We start from the raw sequence: 21,614 nt of genomic DNA on the forward strand, positions 1-21,614 counted from the left end.
TTTTTAAAATCTGGCATTTTGCCTATCTCATTTTGTGCGAACAATCAGATCAGATTAAGGGTCAGCCAATTTTCAAAATTGCCCTGCTACAGACCGTACTGATCATGCTGATTACCCTGATCAGCAAGCCACGAACCAAACTGCAAACCCATTAAAAAATGGATCATTTAAATTCAAATCGATAAAACCATCCTGCATCTACCGATTATTTTAAATTCAAAGTTCTGAATTTAAAATTTTCCACAGTAAAAACTCAAAAAATCAGCATGAACCGCTATACTGTGCACACCCATAACATGGTTAATTAACTTGACCATCCAACTGCGTGTCTCATGCCAAATTCTCAACTTCTTGCCGTAGTGTTCATGGTTCTGTCCATGATCTCCTATCAAATTAGTGCATCTTTCGCCAAACAGCTGTTCATGGTGCTCGATCCCCTGACCGTGACGATTTTGCGCTTGTGTTTTGCCGCGGTGATTGTTTGCATCATGTTTCGTTCATGGCACATCTTAAAGCGGCTGTCCTTTTTAAAATGGCGTGACCTACTCTGCTATAGTGCAGCACTTGGGTTCATGAATATCCTGTTCTACATGTCCTTGGGCAAACTGCCTCAAGGCATTGCGGTGGGTCTGGAATTCATCGGCCCTTTAGGACTGGCTTTGCTGTCGATTAAGCAGCGTAGTGATTATCTGTGGGTCGGACTGGCCATTTTAGGCATTGCCCTGATGGTGCCTTGGGGACAGACACAGAGTGCGAATTTTTCGATTTTCGCTGCAGCTTGTGCACTCGGTGCCGGGCTATGCTGGGCATTTTATATTTATTTTGGTCAAAAGGTGGTGCAGCAGAATATTGGTATGCATGCCTTAACTATTGCCATCAGTTTGTCTGCTCTCAGCCTGTTACCGATTGGCTTATACAACAATGCTGCTGCATTGGTGGAAACCCAGTACTGGGGCAAAGCCCTGGCAATCGCAATACTGGCCACCGCTATTCCTTATGCGCTTGATCTGCAAGCGTTAAAGCATTTAAGCAAACTGAGTTATGGCACCTTATCCAGCCTTTCTCCTGCTCTAGCTGCACTCACGGGACTGCTTTTGCTTGGAGAAAAAATAGGATGGCTACAGTGGATTGCCTTGCTGTGTGTCATGCTGGCATCAGTTGGCGTGACATTTAGAGCCAGTAAAACACCAAATCCTCAAAGCTCATAATCAAAAAACCTGGTAAAAAAGACGGCTAAACGCCGTCTTTCTGTTTATATCGCTTTAAGTCAGACTGTCTTTATCTGCCTTTTTATACTTTTTATATTCAGCCAAATATTTCTTGGCTAGGCTTATCTTTTGCTGGTCTTCCAGAATTTTACCCGCCTGCTGGAAAAAACCATGCTCTTCCTCTTTTAAATGATGATGCACTTTTTCAGAAAGTTTCTTGGCTATCGCCAACCAACCATGATTGCTAAAATCCGTTTCGGTCAATTGCTCAAGTAATTCATCAATTTCATGGTGTTCCGCCAAGGCATGACGGGTAATACTCAGGCCAGAATCGGTCATCATTAAAGGAATATATAAATAACGATCCTCCGCAACTGCATGAGCAAACAGTTCATTTTTAAGCAGTTCAAACAGCTCACGACGTTCTTCACTATTCCCCGAAGTCTGGATTAATTTTTCAGAAAGTTCTCTCTGGATTTCATGGCTTGCACGTAAAGCTTCGAAAATATTCATCTACACCACCCTTTTATTTGCTACAGCCGCTACACACTCAAAAGACTGCTTATCATTATTTTGAAGACATTCTGCTCATGATCTTAAAAGCGAATGACGCACATGTGGGTGACGAGATGAAGCAATTTGTATAAAAAATTTTAATATCGGGAATAATTTACGGAAAAAAGGTCTGATATCCCAAACGAACGATCAGGATGCTGACTAAAATTAAAAACAGAATACGGATAAAACCGCTGCCGTATTTCAAGGCAGCTCGCACACCGACTATTGAACCGACTACATTGGCGGCAGCCATCATCAGCCCCAAGCCAAACAGGACATGACCCGTAGGGGCGAAAAAGCTCAGTGCAGCAAGGTTGGTGGTTAAATTGGCCACCTTGGACAAGGCGGAAGCATGCAAAAAGTCCGCTTGAAGGTAACGGATAAAAAAGAAGATAAAGAAACTGCCGGTGCCCGGACCAAAAATGCCGTCATAAAAACCGATCGCGAGGCTACCAACAGCGGCCAGCAGCAGGATTTTCGGTGTCAGTTCCTGCCGTACATGCACTTGCCCAAACTGCTTTTTCATAAAGGTATAAATGGCAATCACAATCAGCATCACCAGTACAAAAGGACGCAGCACCTCTTTGGGAATCATGCTGACACAGGCAGCCCCGGCAAAAGAGCTGACAAATGCACAGCTGGCAATTACCGCCAGCAGCTTCCAGCGCAATTTGACTTGACGCACAAATGAATAGGCTGCCGATGCGGTACCGCAGATGGATGACAGTTTGTTGGTCCCAAATACCGTCGCAGGACTGAGCTGTGGCATCGCATTCATAATGGCCGGAATTTGAATCAATCCGCCACCTCCTACTGCTGCATCAATCGCACCGGCAAAAAATGCAAAAAACAGAAGGCTTAAGATAATTTCAATTTCCATACATTTATTTCAACAATTATTCGAGATTTAATACGCGTTTCGGAACCAGACGCTTACGGTCGGTAATTTCAGCCAGACCTAAACATTTTTCGCCATCAAACACCAGCACCTGCGCTTCCGCGGCATGTTCAATATTGCTTTCCATGCCACGGCTAAAATATTCTGCACGTCCTTCAGGCGCCTGAACTTTAGGAAAATGATCAACCGGTGCATAGGCAGGCAGCAACAAAGCCTCTCGCTGCTGTTCAGTCAGACTCTCCAGATATTCGATCGTATATTCAGGAATCAGGTCAAAATGACCGGTTTTAATCCGGTGCAGATAAGTCAGATGACCATATGTACCCAAGGCTTGGGCAATATCTTCGCCCAATACACGAATGTAGGTGCCTTTAGAACAGGTCACATCCAGGCTAATACTATTTTCAGTAAAAGAAAGTAATTCGATGGCATAAATATGAATCGGACGGGCTTCCCGTTCAATTTCTATCCCTTTACGCGCCAATTCATACAGCGGACGACCTTCTTTTTTCAGTGCCGAATACATGGGTGGCACTTGCTGAATATCGCCAACAAATTTTTCCAGAACCTGCTTTATTTTGTCTTCCGTCAATGCAGGCACAGCCTGTTCCAGCAGCACCTCACCTTCGACATCACCGGTGGTGGTGCTGTGCCCCAAATGAATCGTGGTCTGGTAACGCTTGGTCGAATCGAGTAAATAATGGGAAAATTTGGTTGCCTCACCCAAACAGATGGGCAGTAAACCTGAGGCCAGTGGATCTAGCGCTCCGGTATGTCCGGCCTTTTGTGCCCGATAGAGCCAGCGTACTTTTTGCAAGGCCGCATTTGAACTGATACCCAAAGGCTTATTCAGTAAAAATACGCCGCTAATATGACGGCGTTGAATTTTAGGTGACGTTTTTTTCATAGTGAAAATCAAACAAGTTCAAACGGCTGCTATGTTAACAACCGCTTGTCATTTTTTACAACTTTTCTACGTTTTATTCACTTTCTTTATGGCAAATTGAATTCAATTTTAGAACCTTAAAAAACACAATAAAGAAGGTTGCATAGGACATGCATAAACATCATAAATTATGGATTATTTTGCTTGTTATTATAGTGTGCTTGGCTGTGCTGTTATTTTGGCTCGCACCTTCCCAATCCACAGCAGAACAAACGGAAACCGCTCAAAGGGCTGAGGTGCAGAATCATCTCTTAACATCGTCTATACCAGCCCCTACCGATCAGAGTCGAGCTTTCGTCAGTCCTAGCCAGCAAGACACTGAAGTGAACTGTCAGTTACGCCTGGACAATGCCAACCGTTTAATCGTAAATGAGCAGACCCGCAACTGTTTTGAATATTTTATTACCCAGTATGGCGAAAAAGATCTTAAACAGATCCAACATGATTTTAAAACTTATATACAGCAAAACTATAAGGAGCCGGCTCTAGGGCAAATTATTGATTTGTGGAATCGCTATATCAATTACCGGGAAAAACTGGGCGATTTGCAGCCCTCAAATATCGACAAGGAAGATCCTCAATATTATCAAAGTATTTTTGCCAATATGAAAAATCTGCGTAAACAGTTGTTCTCTGATTACGAAATTGAAGGCCTATTTGGCATTGAAGATACCTATCATGAATACACTCTCAATCGCATGACCGTTCTGGCAGACAAGAGCTTGACCGAAGCACAAAAAGCACAAAAACTAAAAGATCTTTTTAACCAGTTACCTGAAGACTGGAAAGCAAACCTCGAACAGCTCAATAAACTGGAAGACCTGCGTAAACTTACGGCAGACATTAAGGCGCGTGGCGGCTCAGCGCAAGATATTCATCAGATGCGCATGAATCTGGTTGGTCCTGAAGCCACTCAACGTTTAGAAGCATTAGATGAGCAACGCAATGACTGGAAAGTTAAGGTCAATCAGTATCTGGATGAACGGGACAGCATCATGAAAAGCGGCATGAGTGACGAAGCCAAGCAGCAAGCCGTGCAAAAATTACGTACCCAGCATTTTAATAAACCACAACAACAACTTCGAGTCGGGACTTTTGAAACCATCCATGATCAGGGAGGAAAATTACCGTATGGCGATTAATCGCAATGTAGGCCAATAAGAAGATGAGATTAATCAACTTATGGCTATACTGATATGAATAAAAACAAAAATATTTAAGGAAAAAGTTGATGAAAACTTTAAAAAGTAAAAAAACGACCCTGCTTGCTGTCATGATGACCCTGACACTGGGGCTGGCAGCTGAAACACAGGCAGCAAAAGGAATTTTGCAAATTCAAGAAACGGTCAAATCTGACTATGCAAAGACCCGGTATCCGATTGTCATGACCCATGGCTGGTTAGGCTGGTCACGCATTGGCGATGACAGTTTCAATATTGATTACTGGTACCAGATTTTGCCTGATATGGCACGCAATGGTTCAACTGTTTTTGCCGCACAGCTCTCCCCGGCCAATACCACTGAGTTCCGTGGTGAACAACTGATTGCTCAAGTCGAAGAAGTGCTCGCGATTACGGGAAAGGATAAAGTGAACCTGATTGGCCACAGTCATGGCGGCCCAACCGTACAATATGTCGCAGCGGTAGAACCACGATATGTGGCATCAGTCACCGGCGTGGGCGGAACCTATCGCGGCTCTAAGGTCGCCGATGATATTCAAAGCAATACGATTAGCCGCACGGCATTCAATATTATGGGCCAATACATTATTGGACCACTACTGACCTGGGCTCAAGCCAATCCGGACATTCCCGTGAACTTTGATGCTTCAATGAAGTCTCTGACTGAAGTGGAATCTGCAAACTTTAATAAACGTTTCCCCACTGCTGCTTTGGCTTCAGACTGTAACCAGAGCGGTGCAAAAGTCGATAAAAATATTTACTACTATTCTTGGGGCGGTACAGCTCAAACCACCAATCTTCTGGACATTGATAGCATTCTGATGCAACTCGGTCCACTGTCTTATGGCAACAAAGACAATGATGGCATGGTGGCCCGTTGCAGTTCGCATATTGGTCAGGTCATTCGTGACAATTACAATCTGAACCATACCGATCTGGCGAATATGATGTTTGGCCTGAAAGGACTGTTTGCTCCTGATCCGGTTGCCCTGTTCAGACAACATGCCAACCGTCTCAAACTGCAAGGTTTATAATAGCTAGACGCATCAGAAATCATACTCTTATATATTTTCTTTATCGTTCAGGACCTCACTTAACGATTGGGTCAGAGCTGCAACTTTTAAATCATGCGCTGAGTCTGGTATTTAGCACCCCGGATTTAGCATATGCAGGGATACATAAAACAAAAAAAATGAGGATTTTTTATGAAATACGGACTAATACTCGCTGGTTTACTCACTGGCACACTATTGGGTACTGTTCAGGCATCCAATACCTCACAAGTGACAGCTAAAGCGGTCTCAACTTATGCAAAAACCAAATATCCGATTGTTTTTAGTCACGGTATGGCAGGTTTCATTACCGTAGGTACAGACCAGTTTGGTCTTGATTACTGGTATCAGATTTTGCCCGACTTGGCACGAAATGGCGCCAATGTCTGGGCCACTCGTGTATCGCCATTTAACTCGTCTGAAATTCGTGGCGAACAACTGGTACAACAAGTCGAAGAGATTCTGGCATTAACCGGGGCAGAGAAAGTCAATCTGATTGGCCATTCGCATGGCGGTCCAACTATTCGCTATGTGGGCGGCGCAATGCCAGACAAAGTCGCCTCCATGACAGGTGTAGGTGCTCCAAATACAGGCTCGCCTGTGGCAGACCTAATTTTATCTGCTGAAGGTACAGCTATAGAAGGTCCACTGGTGGGTATCATCAATTTTGTTTCCAAAGCAATTACCTGGGCACAAGGGCTTGACCCGAAGAGTTTTCCGCATGATTCACTTGCAGGAGGAACAAGTTTAACCCGTGCAGGCGCTGCACAGTTTAATGCCAAGTTCCCTATCGGTCTACACACCACACCCTGTGGGGAAGGTAAACTTCTTGACAACGGCATATACAACTACTCCTTTACAGGTACCAGCACTGTGATCAATGTACTTGATCCGGATTCAGCCTTAGAAGTAACCAGCTGGCTAATTGATGGCGGTAAAGAAAATGATGGCCTGGTGTCACGTTGCAGTGCCAAGTTTGGTAAAACCATCCGCGATAACTATAATTGGAACCATTTAGATGAAGTCAATCAAGTATTTGGTCTGAAATCTTTATTTGCACCGGATCCGGTAGATGTTTACCGTCAGCATGCCAACCGTTTAAAACAGCAAGGCTTATAACCACTCAAATTTCAGACATAAAAAAATGCGCCAACAGGCGCATTTTTTTACTCGTATAAAACTTAAAATTAAGCTTTAGTTTTACGAGCTGGTAATTTTTCACGAATACGTGCAGCTTTACCAGACAATTCACGTAGGTAGTAAAGTTTAGCACGACGAACGTCACCACGACGTTTCACTTCGATACCAGCAACGATTGGTGAGTGAGTTTGGAATACACGCTCAACACCAACACCGCTAGAAATTTTACGTACTGTGAACGCAGAGTTCAAGCCACGGTTTTTCTTAGCGATTACAACGCCTTCGAACGCTTGTAGACGTTCACGGTCGCCTTCTTTTACTTTTACTTGAACAACTACTGTGTCACCTGGTGCAAAAGCTGGGATGTCTTGTTTAAGCTGAGCATTTTCAACAGCTTGTACTAAAGGATGCTTACCACTCATGGGGTATCTCCAATAATGTGGGTCAGAAGAGGTCTGATATCCACTGGGACTAGAGGCTAAAGCGCATAGGCCCGATTGACTTTCCCTTCATGCTTGACCGCTTCAATGCATAAAGAGCCTATTAAATACTTCAAGCGACATGCTTGTCGTATGTTTGCGTAAACTGAGCTTATTTACTCTGTTCTTGCGAATCTTTGAGCCATTTTTTTTGCTGCTTGGTCAACTCTACCTTTTCAACCAGCTCAGGCCGGCGTTCCAAGGTGCGTTGATAGCGCTGCAAAAACCGCCATTTTTCAATATTTGCATGATGCCCGGATTTAAGTACTTCAGGCACATCCAAACCTTCAAAATGGTCTGGCTTAGTATATTGTGGGCAATCTAAAAGACCATCCACAAATGAGTCTTGCACGTGAGATTGTTCATCTGACATGGCACCCGGAAGTCTACGGATAATACTGTCCAATAAAACCATCGCAGGCAGTTCACCGCCCGACAAGACGTAATCTCCAATTGACCATTCCTGATCAACATAATGCTGGATCAAACGTTCATCAACGCCTTCATAACGTCCACACAACACAATCAATCCGTCATATTCGACAAACTGCTGTACTGCAGGTTCGTTTAAGGTTTTTCCTTGTGGCGACATATACACCACGGGAACCTGAACACATCCTGCTTGCCTTGCAAGCTCTTTGGCATGGTGAATTGCTTTTGACAGGGGTTCTGCCATCATCACCATACCTGGGCCACCACCAAATGGACGTTCATCCACTCTTTTGTAGTTGCCCTCAGCATAATCGCGAGGATTAATACAAGTGACTTGTACTATTTCACGTTTTGCCGCACGCCCGCTGATACCGTAGGCTGTAATCGCTTCAAACATTTCAGGAAAAAGCGTAATGACTGCAAAAAACATCGCAGACTCCTCTATTTTCCTGCTGCGTTTATCCTTAAAGGATTAATAATCTACGCCCCAATTCACGTAGATACGACCAGCTTCAAGATCAACTCGCTGTACCACATCTTTATGCCACGGAATCATACGCTCTTCAGCATCAACGCTATCTGGTGTTGCGTGAACCACCATCACATCATTGGCACCTGTCTCAAACATTTCATGGATTTTACCGAGATTGACTTCCTGTTCAGCATCATCCAAACCTAACACCGTTAAGCCTTTCAAATCTGTCCAGTAATACTCATCCATACCTGCTTGTGGAAGCTGAGATTTTGAAATCCAGATATTTGCGCCAACCAAGTTGTCTGCTGCGGTGCGATCACTCACACCTTTTAGCGACACAACCAGGCCTTTGCCATGTGGTTTCCAACGTTTTACATCGACTGTTTGCCAACCTGCTTTGGTCTCAATGTACCAAGGCAGATAGTCAAAGATATTGCTCATGGGTTCTGTATTGGAATAGACCCAGAGCCACCCATTTAATCCATATGCTGAACGTAACTGTCCAATCTGAATACGATCTTCGGGAACATTCTGTGTTGGTGTCATGGGCAACTACCTAATTTATAAAAAATTATGCAGCAACTGCAGCTTTCTTAGCTAAAGAAGCAACACGTTCAGAAGGTTGAGCACCTTGTGCTACCCAGTGAGCAAAACGGTCAGCATCTAAACGAAGTTTTTCTGCTTTACCTTGAGCTGTAGGGTTGAAGAAACCGATACGTTCGATGAAACGACCGTCACGTGCATTACGGCTATCAGTCACAATGATTTGATAGAACGGACGTTTTTTAGCACCACCGCGTGCAAGACGAATAACAACCATGATAGAACCTTATAGTTTTTACGGATTATCCCTGCACCGACCACCGATACATTTCAAACCCCTTTCATAGAGGGCGGTATTTTACGCGAAGTTTGCTCTGAATGAAAGATCTAAACGCATTTATCCGCAGGTTTGAATTTATTTATTTGCCGTCCCAGTTAGAGTTTGGCGATAATGCACAACTGGTTGCTCCTTTCTCCCAAAATCTTTCAGATTTATTATTCAAACACATCCACCCATCACCCGCCTGCAAGGTTCCTGTGATTGGCTTTGCAATTAAAGTCCAACTTGTTGCATTCGTCAAAGCCGCGTCAAAACTTAAACTATACAAAGCAGTACCTTGTTTAGGAGTAACCGTTGATCCATATATTTTAGAAATTGTTGCCCCCGAAAAAGAACCATTCATCCCTTTATAAGCATTCATTCTTTCTGCAATGGATGTCATCTCTGACTGGGCTTCTGCTCGGTTTACCTTGATTTTATATTGTTGATAAGAGGGATAAGCGATAGCTGCCAATATTGCAATAATTGCAACAACAATCATCAATTCTATAAGCGTAAACCCTTGCTTTACCATGATTCTGCTCCATCTTCCTTAGTACCGCATGAGGTATAACTTACTTTCGTGTAATCTTTTTTATTCATACACTTAGTACCCAAGCTATTTAATAAAAGAGCGTAGTTCTTTTGATCCAAACTCTCTGCTTTTATTGCCCAGCTACTTCCTATTGCAAACATGTCAGCCTGTGTTGATTTATTAAAATCTATCTTTTTATTTAATAAATCCGTTTTAATTTCAGGATCCTTGATGATAGTAATGTCTACATTCCCTTCTTTATCTTTGCCAAACTCGCTAACTATATAAAAACCAATAATACTTAATTTATAGCTGGGATTAGTCGAATGAATAGGGAGTGATATTTGCTGTTTTACCGTATCAAAGTTTGAACTCAAAACACCATCTTTATCTCTGTATAAATAACTTGCTTCAAAACCTTTATAACTAAAGTTTTTAGCTTTATGCCGCTCCAATTGCTCAGCAAGCTTTTGCATTTCCTGTTGTGCTTGAGCTAAATTTCCCTTACGAATATAAAGCTGGTATGAAGGTAGTGCAATTGCCGCAAGCACTGCGACAATCACAACAACAATCATTAATTCTATTAAAGTAAAACCTTTAGTATTCTTCGATGACAACAACGAATCATTTTTCATTTTATTGCCCCTTCGTTGAATAACGTTCATACCAACGATGTGGAATAAATCTCAAAGCGCCACCTGCAGGTATAAATCGATTACCAGCTGTTGGACAATCTACACCTTCACACTTAATATTCTCTGCTCTAGTTGGATCAGGGATAATAATACCTTTATTACCCTTGTTGCTTGACATCGGACCTACATTTAGACTTACAATCCCTGAACCTAAATTATATTTAAAATTCGCTTTTTCTTGGCACACACCAGTAGGCAGACATAATCTTTGGGTAAAACTTTGTCCTTTTACACCCGCTCCACAAGTTTCAGTAGAACCGGCTTCTGATGAATCATAAAGTGTTACATATAGATTTCCTTCCATCGCAACTAAAGGTGTAATCCCTTTTACAACACCAGCAACCTCAGCACCGTCATCGAAATTTTTATTCAACTGATAATACCAACCACCCCAACCATTGGTTGGGCTAATTTTTGCACCCAGCATAGTCTCTGCCATCTTATCATTTACAATCGTACTTAACGGCATAAGTTTTTTAAGGTCAACCGTTACAGAATCAGTTGAAAGCGTTTTATCCTTATTTTTACTTTCAGACGAAGTATTATCTGGATAATACTCACCAGTAGGCAGAATATCATATTGATAAATACCATATACAGCATCCATAGTTAAACCAGTTGCATCTTTTTGCGGGGATTCACTTGTACCCAGTAATGGCGAACTTTTATTCCCTGAAATAAAGGTAGCCATTACAATATTACCACCCTCTGTTTTACTCGTGCTGTGGTGCGCTGTAAACACAGGTTGTAAATAAAATCTAGGACTTTTCCCGTTGCTATTATTTAAGTTTAAAATGCGGGTAATTTGAGGCTCAAATGTATATCCATGATCGGTAGGTTTATTAAGATCTACACGGAAAGCTTGACCTGCAAGATCACCAAAATATAGATGATCAACAATACCATCATTATTACGATCAACTGTTTTAATTTCACTTACAACACTATATTGCAAGTTATCATCTTGAGTATATTTATCTGGTTGGCTGTATTTTATGTCATCCGTGTCAACTGCTGTAGCTTTCGTCTTACTCGAATACCAAAGTAGATCACCATTGTCGGCATCAAACATATAAACGCCAGCGCCAATTTCATTTTTTTGTTGGTAATCATATTTTTCGTAACCCTCATACCCTGTACGCACACCATTTACATCACGTAGTCCATCACCATTTGCACCACCTGCATCATAGCCACCACCTACAAACATCACTAATTTACGTTGGCCATTCCAATTTACATAATCAAGTTTTGGTTTTGACCAGCTTTGCCCCATTTTTTCAACAGCAGGATAATGCTTTACAACTAGCTCTTTTTCGCCATTTGTTTTTACGCTCTGACGTTTTACCGTGCCAGTATTAGGATCAATATGAAATTTAATTTTGGGTACAAATGAGTTGGAGCCACTCAAACCTGTTAAATCCAGCGAATAGTAACTTCTGCCCCCCATACGCAGACCACCATAAACCCATTGCTTACCCTTTAGGTTTTCTTTTTCGCCTTCATCACCACCGACAACATTTCGAGCCACACCGTCGACGGTTAAAGTACCATCGTCCTTACTTACGTAAACAGTATGAGCAGTCCATTCGCCATCTACTCCATAATACAGCCCATCTTTGCCATTATCCCACGCACCTGCACCATATTTAAATAATTCATATTGCTTTTCTGCCATTTCTTTAGGTAAAAAGCTAAATTTTTCCACACCTGACTCTGCATCAACTACATGTAATAAGCCTTGTGTCGTACCAAAGAGTACGTAATCTTTACGGCCTTCTGTATCAATTATAACCTTCTTATCGGCATTTAGTTTCGCTACAGCTTCACCTTCTTGAGTGAGTAAAACAGGTAAAGAATGCAGTAGACTTCCCATCTGACGCATTTCAGCAGGTACAGAAGATAAATCTTGATTGGCATCAGAAATATTATATCCCAGTAGCCCCATGAGACCTTTAATACGATTGGCATCATCAGTCTTGGTTTTTGCATCAGTTGTATATTGATGTGTAATTCGTACTAATCCTAAATTCTGCTTAATTTGATTACCTGCACTTTCTGTACTATCAAATTCATAATCTGTGAGTAAATTACGCCCTGTAATAGTGGAATCCGTTGCAATTGATGTACCTAACGGCAGTTTTGCTAATGCTCCATATTTTGCAAAAATTGAAAGTCCTTCGGGAGCTGGAGGCATGCCTTTTGCCCAAATATCTCTAACATCTTGCAGCCGACTTTTTTGATTAACTTCTACGACAACTTTCTTCTCGCCGTCTTCATCTGCAAATACACCATTATTAACGACATAGAATTTTTTTAAGTTACCAAACCATAATTGTTGTTTCGCCTCATCTGCAACCTTAGGTTCAAACTGTGGAAAATAAGAGTAAGGTTGAATAACTTCAGGATTTAAAGCATCCAATGGAATTGTAGATGAACCAGTACTAATACTCGGTATCGTTCCAGAAACACCTGTAATAAATTTATTTAAACTTTCAACAACTTCTGCAGATTCATTAGCTGGTATATATCCACCTTTACCGAAGAGTCCGCCTTCATTTTCATGTAAGCCCCACATTTCAACATTTGCTTTATCATTTCCTGTAATACTACTACCAAAACCAACTACTGCAGTTACCACTGGCCTAGAAAGATTTGAAATTCCGGAAGCAGTTCGCACTAATTCAAGATCATTTAAAGACTTCGCAAAAGAACCGATTGCCTTCCAGTCTGACTTATAATCATTATTATCATTAGAACCATTATTTTCTATCCCACTGGTAAAGACATAAGGAGATGTTAATTTTAGCGTTTTTTGCATCAGTACATCTGTATATGTGCCTTTGGGAGATTGTGGCTGACCATCTGTTAAGAAATATATCCCTTGCCCACTACATGTTGCAGTAGCAGCACTTAACGGTGTTTTATATTTTTTGGTTGAACCAGATCCTGAAACAATATCGGACGAAGATGTGAGATCAATACCACTGTACTCGCCACCACCAGTGGTTGTGCCCAATAAATAAGCTGCTGCTTCAGCATAAGCAGCAGAAGTTGGTGTTCCCCCAATCCCTCGAAAACTCGCACCATTAATCATCTCAAGCACTTTCTGCTTTTGAGCAGCATCCCATTTCGCGGCTGGAAGGCGAATGTATCCACGCTTATTATTTTCTACAATATAAGTTTGTCCGAAATAATTTCCTTCCTCATAATAAGGGAAAGTACCAATCCCTATATTTACGTTTTCTTTAATACCGTTGGGTGCTGTAATTGGGTCATAAGTTGGAGTAGTTGCAAGGGTGTATAATGCTTCTTTTAGGCGACTAATACGATCTAGTTTTTCTGTACCAGCTCTAAAATAATAATTATGCCACTGATCACTTACCACATAATATGCGCTTAGATCAGGAGATCCAGCATTACTTTTATTACAGTCATTATAATTATTAGACCCTGTAGCAGCATTATTATGGCACTTATAAAGCTTCCCCCCTTGCCATCTTTCTTTCTTATAGTAATATTTAATATCACTCAAACATTTATTGACTTTAAACCCACGTGGATCATCAATATCAGTTGCACTATATGTATATGAATCTAGATCACATGCTCCTGTTGACTGCTTAATGTCCATACTACCAGAAGTATCAAGCATCAGAATAACCGAAGCACTGCTCGCAGTCGTAGCAGGTTTCGTATAAATCTCAATATCACTTGCATACGTATTAGTACTTTGCGCAATCAATAATGTAATCGATGCCGCTAATACAGAAACTTTGATTTTTTGTATCACTTTAGCTTCACCCTGTAGAGGATGGTTTTGAACAATTAATTTTTTCATCTTTTCATCTCCTACGAGCTAGCTTTCAGCGAGCGCAGACTATATTCCATTTCTTGAGTGCTATATGGGACATTTAATTGGGATAGACAGTCGGTAACTGTTTCATTTTTAACAAGAGGATCTACAAAGCTCGTGTAATTTGATAAACATCCGCTCACCTGTTTAAGACTTGCATTTCCTAAATTTGGCAATATGGATGTCGATGTAATCGCTACTTTTTGAATACCTGTACTTTTTGAACTTTCCTTATCGTCACCTTCCATCATGTGTTCCCAATCACGAGAGGCATCTGCTGCACGAATAGAAACCTGTGTCATCACAGCTTGGCGACCACTAATAAAATCACCACGTTCAACCTTACAAAAACCATTAACACCCAACTCAGTATTCATAATTGAATTACCTACCCAATAAACTGAGCTCGCAATACGACTACCCGAAAAATTATCAGTCACAGCCCCACGAATACAGAAGACCAACTCTTTACCTTTGTTTTCAGGTCTCAGTACATAAGCCAACATGCCATCACCAATCCGCATTTGAGCAAATTTCAAATCATCACTCGTTTTATTTTCGATGGTATAAAACACTGAGTCACTGTTTTGCATAAGCAAAGATTGAGCTTGCGCGTTAGTAGAAATATTGAGTGAAGTAATACTTGAGCGAATAGCCCACGTTCCCGCAATGGCGATAATAACCAGCATGATCAGTACAACAATAAGAACTGCACCAGACTGATTTTTTAAATTATTAATACTTTTCATGGCGCAACTCCTATTCCTGCTTCTCTATGCCAAAACCATTTCTTAGAGCAATAGTCTGAGTCACAATGCTGCGCATATATTGGTCATTTTTAGTATTAGGTTTCAATTTAGAATTTACATTTAATATTTCATACAATTTATCTTCATTAAATAAATCATTACTACCTGTAGAATTCGTTGAACGTACTAACATCCCCACTTTTAACATTACAATTTGCGGCTTCGTTGTTAATGCCATATAGTCATTTATTGAGATATAACCAAAACAGCTCATCAAGGCATCTGCGGTTTCTGTATCAACGCATTTATCCTTAGCAACGCCTAACATAACCCCAAAATAATCCACTCGAGGAATGATAACTTCGCCATTTCCACTTAAATCGATTTTTGCTGGCTCATCACCTGTATAAGTAAATGCTTTACATGCCAAAGAAAAAGGTTCATTAGGTTCATTTTTAGCAGTGTCTTTACGAATAAAATACTTTTGAACCACAAAGGTATTTATTGGGATTTTTGCACCCTCGCAATCAAACTGATCTTCCATCATATTTTTATATTGAATGACTAATTGATCACTTTTCACACCCGATAAATTAGATGTATTTTCTATATTACCAAGCGACAAAGCATCTACAAGCTCGACATCACCTAGTCCTGCACCCGTTCTTTTTGAAGTATAATTTTTCGCATCAAGCACAATACCACCATGCAGAACACTGTCATTTATAACGACATCTGAAGCATTTAAATTTGCGAGGCGAATATCTCTAACAACCGCTTCTAATCCAAACAAAGCATCATTTTGTAAATTAGACATAGCTTGCTGACTTGAAACACCTTTTTGCGCTGTTAATGTCAATTGAATAGCTATTGCACTGACAATTAGGCCAAGTGTTAAGGCAATCATTAATTCAAGTAAAGTAAAGCCTTTATTAGCGTTTTGAAGACCTCTATTCATTAGTAAGACTCCATAACTAAACATTGAGCATTAGCAACATAACTTCCACTTGTAGAAACACATTGATCAATAGATGTTTTTATATCTGTATCACCCCACGCTACATAAACACAACTTAATGTAGAACCACGACAAGCATCTATTCTTACGACATGTCCATTGGCAGTAGCCTTCTTATTTATTTCAGAAGCATCAAAGTCAGCCATTTTTTCAGCATTACAACTTGGAGTATATGCACTTGCACTACCCACACAGCCTGTCTCATTGACTTTATTAGCATTAATAGAAGTTTTATATTGATCAAAACCAGATTTATTTGCTCTCATTCGCTCAGATAAATCACGTGCAATATTAATAGCGAAGGTTCTATCCGCTGCTTCATTTGCTGCATCCATTGCTCTTAATTGCAAGGCAGAAAAACCTAAAATTCCAATCGCAATCAAAAGCAAAGCAACAAGTACTTCAATCAGTCCCACGCCATGTTGTGATTTTATATGTTTTGAACTCATTAGCATTGCCCCGACTCTATACTTGTCACAGTGCCATTCATCGATACCGAAATCGTTCTACTTTGTTTTATTTCAGGATTACATAATGAAAATTTCAATGGAATTCTCACGACCTTAGTAGATGAATCTGCTGGATCAATAATAGTTTTTGTCCGCTGTAACGGTTGTCCAATAGGTGTAAATACGACATCTGAAAAATCAACATCATTTGCAGTATTATCTAATATGATATTTTCTGATTTTGGAGCCCAATACTTTAGAATTGAAGTATTTTGGCCATGTTGAAATTTAAGGGTGACATTGGACCTCAATGTTGTTGCTTGAGCACGAGCTTCACTTAACACAAAAGATAACTCTCTTGTTTCAGCATCTAATTTTCTTTTTTCAATTAAATTCCCAAACGAAGGAGCAGCCAAAGTCGCAATAATTGCTATCACAGCAATTGTCACAATCAGCTCTATTAACGTAAATCCATTATTTTTCTGCATACTCCCCCCAAGGCGCGCCAAACTTTACCCTATTAAAAATAATATCTAATTAAATTACAAAACAAACACAAATTAGGATAAAAGGCATAAAAAAACAGATAATTACCAAAAAGCAATTATCTGTCAATTCTTAAAAAAATTCAGAATGTTAAGTCATTAACACTTTAGGCCTGAGTTACAGGAATACGTAACTCTTTCGGCAAACTAAAGGTAATGTTCTCTTCACGCCCTGCAAGTTCTTCTGGTACTTTGGCGCCCCAGTCCTGTAAACGCTGAATCACTTGTTTAATTAAAATCTCGGGTGCCGATGCACCAGCAGTTACCCCAATTTTGGTACTTTCATCAAACCAGGCCTGATCAAGCTGATCGGCATTATCCACCAAATAAGCATGTTTCCCCATACGTTCCGCCAGCTCGCGCAAACGGTTTGAATTTGATGAATTAGGAGATCCGACGACTAAAACCACATCACATTGCGTTGCCAAATCACGTACTGCATCTTGACGGTTTTGCGTGGCATAACAGATATCATCCTTACGCGGTCCCTGAATATGAGGGAATTTTGTACGTAAAGCATCAATCACTTTGGCTGTATCATCAATTGACAATGTGGTCTGAGTTACAAAAGCCACTTTTTCAGGATGACGGATTTTTAATGCCGCCACATCCTGCTCATCTTCAACCAAATAGATTTCACCACCATTTTTCTTGTCATATTGCCCCATGGTGCCTTCCACTTCGGGGTGACCTTCATGACCAATTAAAATAGCTTCCGTCCCCTCACGCGCATATTTGGTCACTTCTATATGCACCTTGGTGACCAGCGGACAGGTGGCATCAAAGACTTTTAACCCGCGACGCTCCGCTTCTTGCTGCACCGCTTTAGATACGCCATGTGCACTAAAAATCACGATATTGTCATCGGGCACTTCATCCAGTTCATCAACAAAGATGGCACCACGCTGGCGTAAGTCATCTACCACAAACTTATTGTGTACCACTTCGTGACGTACATATATAGGAGGGTTAAAACACTCAAGGGCACGATTTACAATCGCAATTGCTCGGTCTACACCTGCACAAAAACCACGTGGATTCGCCAATACAATTTCCATAGAACCCTCTATGTTGAAGTTAAATAGGTAGGATGTTTAAAAAATTATGCCAACAAAAGCCATCTTGGCTATTTTGTTTAAGGGGCGTCTACTCTAAAATAGAGAAGATATTTTATCATATCAGGAAAAATATCATGTCGGGTCTCTTGTTTGTCGTTTCTGCTGCATCCGGAACAGGCAAAACATCCCTCGTTAAAGCCCTTCTCGACCGTGTGACCAATCTGCACGTTTCTGTCTCTCATACTACTCGTGACCAACGTCCCGGTGAGCTTGACGGTGTACATTATCATTTTTCAAAAAAAGAAGATTTTCTTGCCTTGGTTGAGCAAGGCGGTTTTATTGAATATGCAGAAGTGTTTGGCAATTATTACGGTACGGCTCAAGCGACTGTAAAACAGCAGCTTGCCAAAGGGCATGATGTTTTACTTGAAATTGACTGGCAAGGTGCAGATCAAGTCCGCAAACTTTTTCCCGAATCCAAACAAATTTTTATTTTACCGCCAAGCCAGTTCGATTTGCGCCAGCGCCTATCCAACCGTGGCACAGACTCTGTTGAAGTGATTGAGCGCCGCCTGGGCTGTGCAGTTGAAGATATGCAGCAGTATACAAACTTTGACTATGTCATTATTAATGATGACTTTAATAAGGCACTGCATGATCTGGAATGTGTGATTATTGCCAATCGTTTAGTGATTGCACAACAAGCAGCCCGTCATCAGGAATTGATTGAAAAATTAATTACTCCTGTTGAACCGTGATTAAAACTTGAGTCTGCAGGCAAAGCATTTTATACTGCCCAGTCTGTTCAAATTTAATATTCAAACGAGAATTCTTATGGCACGCGTAACCGTTGAAGATTGTTTAGACCATGTAGACAACCGCTTTGAGCTTGTACTAGTGGCAAGCAAACGCGCGCGTCAATTGGCACGTCAAGGCATTGAACCAACTGTAGAATGGGATAACGATAAACCGACCGTAGTTGCTTTACGTGAAATTGCGGTAGGTCATGTATCTAAAGATATTTTGAAACAACGTGATCAAGACTATCAAACTTCTAGCCTTGACCTTGCACTTTCTGCAAACAATTTGAATTTAGATGGCTTTTCTTTCCAATAAGAAAAAATATCTTAAAAAAGCCTAGTTTTAACTAGGCTTTTTTTATTGCACAACTTTAATATTTGATGAATAACCGTTATAACATAAAATTAAAGATACGTTATTTAGGATGTATCTTTTTGCTGTTTTTTAAATGAAAAAATTGACAAGTCATGCAATATGCTTTTCATTAAAGCTCTAGCGATTTAAATTGTAGAAACTGAAGTAATAAAGGTGTTATATGCCAGGCCCACAGGTCAGCCAAGCCAAACAACAGCTCAAAATTATTATCGACGCTTACTTAAGTGCAAGTGATGTCGAGCGCGTGCTTGTGGCCTGCGATTATGCCGATATCGCCCATGATGGCATCACCCGTAAAAGTGGTGAACCCTATATCCTGCATCCGATTGCGGTCAGCAGTATTCTTGCGCATATGCGTCTGGATGCCGAAACCCTGATGGCCGCCCTGCTGCATGACGTGATTGAAGATACCGATTTCAACAAAGAAGACATTACGGAAAAATTTGGCCGCACGGTGGCCGAGCTGGTCGATGGCGTGACCAAACTCAGTCATTCTAGCGACAAAGAATATAATAAAGCCGCCTCCTTCCGTAAAATTCTGCAAGCTACCCTGCAAGACCCGCGTGTCATTATTATTAAGCTGGCTGACCGTTATCACAACATGACCACTTTAGGTTCGTTGCGCCCAGATAAACGGGCACGTATTGCCCAGGAAACCTTTGATATTTTTGTGCCGATGGCGCGTATCGTCGGCATGAATGAGATGGCCGACAACCTGGAACATCTGTGCTATCAAAATCTTGACCTGGATATGTTTAACAATGTTCAGGATGCCCTACTACAAACCAAGCCGAAACGCTGTGAATATCAAAGCATCTGGGAAAAAAACCTGACGGAACTGCTGCAACAGCACCACATTAGCGGCCGTATTAAAAAGAAAAATAACAATATTGAATTGCTGCGTCACTTCGTCAAAAACGATATTGATCTGCAAGAGCTCACCCACAGCCATGCTTTTGAGATTATTCTGCAAAGTATTGCCGACTGTGACCGTCTGGCAGAAATCCTGCGCGAAAATTTCCAGATTCTACATTATGAAGATCATATCCGCCGTCCATTGCCAGGTGGCAACCAGTCTTTAATGATGCGCTTAAAAGGCGAGAAAACCACGCTCTCTCTGACTATTCAGACTGAGCTGATGCGTAAGGCTGCCCGTTTTGGTGTGGTCTTGGGTGAAAATGCACCACAAGCCTGCCGCTCAGCCATTCAGGCGTCTATGCAGAACCTGAATGTGCTTGTGGATGGCGAATGTGCCAAAACCACCTTTAGCGATCTGTTGGATTATCTGCATCAGGAAAAAATCTGGGTGTATACCCCGCATGGCCATTTGCACGAACTTCCACAAGGGGCTACAGCCGTCGATTTTGCTTATTCAGCCAGCCTGTTTTTAGGCAACCACGCTGTCGGAGCAAAAATAAATGGGGAAACCCGCCCCCTTTCCACACCACTGGTCAGTGGGCAAGTGATCGAGATTATTACCGATGTCCTGGCGACACCAAATCCGGACTGGCTCAGCTTCATCAATACCCAAAAAGCGCGTCGTGCCATCCAAAATATTTTGCGCGATCAGGATATTGAAGAACAACAACTGGTCGGCCAGCAAGCCCTGAACCGTGCACTGAAACTGTTTAATCGCTGCATCAAAGATTTAACCGAAGCAGACTGGATCGATATATTGCAATGGCGACATATCGAATCTAAGGAACACTTATTTGAACAGATTGCGGTGGGTGACCTGTTACCGCAATTAGTGGCCAACCACCTGTTTGCACAAGGACAGAGCCTGGATAACCAGTCTTCTACCCGTCTTATTCAAGGCACTGAAGGCGTAGATGTCAAATACGCTCATTGTTGCAATCCTGTGCTTGGTGATCCAATTCAGGGACATCTCTCACGTCGTGGCTTGATTGTGCATCGTGCGCGTTGTCATAACCTGTTGCATGAACAGCATCTGCATCCAGAAAATATTATGCCTTTGCACTGGACATCTGAAGATTTCGATGACATCAGTTTCACCGCCTATTTAAGCATTGATATGCTGATGAATGATGAACAGATTTCTGACCTGATTTATCAGTGCCGGAAGGAAAAAACCGGTGTAGAAATGGTTCATGCCCATGAAGGCAAAACCTATGTGCATATTGTGGTGCATAACCGCAAGCAAATTGCCCAGATTATTCGTGATTTACGCATGCACTTTGGTTTTCCACGCATTACCCGTTTAGCCCAGCCCATTAACATTGCTGAAGCATCCAAAGCCAGTTAGTTCAAACATAAGTCACTCTTATTGAATAATTTAGGC

23 protein-coding genes are annotated in these 21,614 nt (G+C 41.4%); 8 read left to right on the top strand and 15 right to left on the bottom strand.

Features of this window, described 5'->3' with window-relative positions; all coding sequences use genetic code 11:
• Window positions 1–32: 32 nt before the first annotated feature.
• Both FTT87_RS16005 and FTT87_RS09440 read left to right on the top strand, forming a co-directional pair.
• A complete protein-coding gene (locus FTT87_RS16005) occupies window positions 33–155 on the top strand; it encodes a hypothetical protein (RefSeq protein ID WP_257230573.1) in 123 nt (40 codons plus the stop codon).
• A gap of 177 nt (window positions 156–332) precedes the next feature.
• A complete protein-coding gene (locus tag FTT87_RS09440; protein ID WP_180174747.1) occupies window positions 333–1,208 on the top strand; it encodes a DMT family transporter in 876 nt (291 codons plus the stop codon).
• 54 nt (window positions 1,209–1,262) lie between these two features.
• Here the strand turns inward: FTT87_RS09440 and FTT87_RS09445 are convergent, their stop codons facing one another.
• From FTT87_RS09445 to truB, 3 genes are all read right to left on the bottom strand, one after another.
• Window positions 1,263–1,721 (bottom strand): hemerythrin domain-containing protein, encoded by a 459-nt coding sequence (locus FTT87_RS09445; protein ID WP_092820162.1) that lies wholly within the window; start codon window positions 1,719–1,721, stop codon window positions 1,263–1,265.
• 157 nt (window positions 1,722–1,878) lie between these two features.
• Entirely contained in the window at window positions 1,879–2,646 is a 768-nt protein-coding gene (locus tag FTT87_RS09450; protein WP_180174748.1) for a TSUP family transporter, read from the bottom strand.
• 16 nt (window positions 2,647–2,662) lie between these two features.
• Window positions 2,663–3,571, bottom strand: a complete 909-nt coding sequence (truB, locus tag FTT87_RS09455; protein WP_180174749.1) for a tRNA pseudouridine(55) synthase TruB — start codon at window positions 3,569–3,571, stop codon at window positions 2,663–2,665.
• A gap of 149 nt (window positions 3,572–3,720) precedes the next feature.
• On the opposite strand from truB, the gene FTT87_RS09460 reads away from it, so the two are divergent.
• From FTT87_RS09460 to FTT87_RS09470, 3 genes are all read left to right on the top strand, one after another.
• A complete protein-coding gene (locus FTT87_RS09460) occupies window positions 3,721–4,752 on the top strand; it encodes a lipase secretion chaperone (RefSeq protein WP_180174750.1) in 1,032 nt (343 codons plus the stop codon).
• Between the two features lie 89 nt (window positions 4,753–4,841).
• Window positions 4,842–5,825: a triacylglycerol lipase gene (locus FTT87_RS09465; protein ID WP_180174751.1), complete on the top strand. Its 984-nt coding sequence runs from the start codon at window positions 4,842–4,844 to the stop codon at window positions 5,823–5,825.
• A 171-nt stretch (window positions 5,826–5,996) separates the two neighbouring features.
• On the top strand, window positions 5,997–6,962 hold the full coding sequence (locus FTT87_RS09470; RefSeq protein ID WP_180174752.1) for a triacylglycerol lipase: 966 nt from the start codon (window positions 5,997–5,999) through the stop codon (window positions 6,960–6,962).
• Between the two features lie 68 nt (window positions 6,963–7,030).
• On the opposite strand, the gene rplS is transcribed toward FTT87_RS09470, so the two are convergent.
• The 12 genes from rplS to ispH all read right to left on the bottom strand — a co-directional run bounded on the left by rplS (window position 7,031) and on the right by ispH (window position 18,136).
• Window positions 7,031–7,405 carry a 50S ribosomal protein L19 gene (gene rplS, locus FTT87_RS09475; protein ID WP_086197174.1) on the bottom strand — a complete coding sequence of 125 codons (375 nt, stop codon included), beginning with the start codon at window positions 7,403–7,405 and terminating at the stop codon, window positions 7,031–7,033.
• 169 nt (window positions 7,406–7,574) lie between these two features.
• The gene (gene trmD, locus FTT87_RS09480; protein WP_180174753.1) at window positions 7,575–8,324 is read right to left on the bottom strand and encodes a tRNA (guanosine(37)-N1)-methyltransferase TrmD; all 750 of its coding nucleotides are present in this window, start codon (window positions 8,322–8,324) and stop codon (window positions 7,575–7,577) included.
• Between the two features lie 42 nt (window positions 8,325–8,366).
• Complete coding sequence (rimM, locus tag FTT87_RS09485) at window positions 8,367–8,915, bottom strand: ribosome maturation factor RimM (RefSeq protein WP_180174754.1); 549 nt, start codon at window positions 8,913–8,915, stop codon at window positions 8,367–8,369.
• A 25-nt stretch (window positions 8,916–8,940) separates the two neighbouring features.
• Window positions 8,941–9,189, bottom strand: a complete 249-nt coding sequence (rpsP, locus tag FTT87_RS09490) for a 30S ribosomal protein S16 (protein ID WP_180174755.1) — start codon at window positions 9,187–9,189, stop codon at window positions 8,941–8,943.
• A gap of 142 nt (window positions 9,190–9,331) precedes the next feature.
• Entirely contained in the window at window positions 9,332–9,766 is a 435-nt protein-coding gene (locus FTT87_RS09495) for a type IV pilin protein (RefSeq protein WP_180174756.1), read from the bottom strand.
• Window positions 9,760–10,401, bottom strand: coding sequence for a type IV pilin protein (locus FTT87_RS16170; protein WP_180174757.1), 642 nt, complete (start codon window positions 10,399–10,401; stop codon window positions 9,760–9,762). Before FTT87_RS16170 ends, FTT87_RS09495 begins: the two co-directional genes overlap by 7 nt.
• Before the next feature lies 1 nt (window position 10,402).
• Window positions 10,403–14,302: a hypothetical protein gene (locus tag FTT87_RS09505; RefSeq protein ID WP_180174758.1), complete on the bottom strand. Its 3,900-nt coding sequence runs from the start codon at window positions 14,300–14,302 to the stop codon at window positions 10,403–10,405.
• 11 nt (window positions 14,303–14,313) lie between these two features.
• Entirely contained in the window at window positions 14,314–15,066 is a 753-nt protein-coding gene (locus FTT87_RS09510) for a hypothetical protein (protein ID WP_180106858.1), read from the bottom strand.
• A gap of 10 nt (window positions 15,067–15,076) precedes the next feature.
• Window positions 15,077–16,024 carry a PilW family protein gene (locus FTT87_RS09515; RefSeq protein WP_180174759.1) on the bottom strand — a complete coding sequence of 316 codons (948 nt, stop codon included), beginning with the start codon at window positions 16,022–16,024 and terminating at the stop codon, window positions 15,077–15,079.
• Window positions 16,024–16,539 (bottom strand): type IV pilus modification protein PilV, encoded by a 516-nt coding sequence (pilV, locus tag FTT87_RS09520; protein WP_180060131.1) that lies wholly within the window; start codon window positions 16,537–16,539, stop codon window positions 16,024–16,026. The genes FTT87_RS09515 and pilV overlap by 1 nt, the downstream gene beginning before the upstream one ends.
• Window positions 16,533–17,021 (bottom strand): Tfp pilus assembly protein FimT/FimU, encoded by a 489-nt coding sequence (locus FTT87_RS09525; RefSeq protein WP_180060134.1) that lies wholly within the window; start codon window positions 17,019–17,021, stop codon window positions 16,533–16,535. Before FTT87_RS09525 ends, pilV begins: the two co-directional genes overlap by 7 nt.
• 164 nt (window positions 17,022–17,185) lie before the next feature.
• Entirely contained in the window at window positions 17,186–18,136 is a 951-nt protein-coding gene (ispH, locus tag FTT87_RS09530; protein WP_180174760.1) for a 4-hydroxy-3-methylbut-2-enyl diphosphate reductase, read from the bottom strand.
• Window positions 18,137–18,270: 134 nt separating this feature from the next.
• Here ispH and gmk point away from each other — a divergent pair, with 134 nt between their 5' ends.
• From gmk to FTT87_RS09545, 3 genes are all read left to right on the top strand, one after another.
• On the top strand, window positions 18,271–18,894 hold the full coding sequence (gene gmk, locus FTT87_RS09535; protein ID WP_092820179.1) for a guanylate kinase: 624 nt from the start codon (window positions 18,271–18,273) through the stop codon (window positions 18,892–18,894).
• Between the two features lie 76 nt (window positions 18,895–18,970).
• Entirely contained in the window at window positions 18,971–19,252 is a 282-nt protein-coding gene (gene rpoZ, locus FTT87_RS09540; protein ID WP_004896248.1) for a DNA-directed RNA polymerase subunit omega, read from the top strand.
• Between the two features lie 220 nt (window positions 19,253–19,472).
• Window positions 19,473–21,578 (top strand): bifunctional (p)ppGpp synthetase/guanosine-3',5'-bis(diphosphate) 3'-pyrophosphohydrolase, encoded by a 2,106-nt coding sequence (locus tag FTT87_RS09545; RefSeq protein WP_180174761.1) that lies wholly within the window; start codon window positions 19,473–19,475, stop codon window positions 21,576–21,578.
• The last annotated feature ends 36 nt before the right edge of the window (window positions 21,579–21,614 follow it).

The organism is Acinetobacter sp. YH01022 (assembly GCF_013420235.1).
Taxonomy (GTDB): domain Bacteria; phylum Pseudomonadota; class Gammaproteobacteria; order Pseudomonadales; family Moraxellaceae; genus Acinetobacter.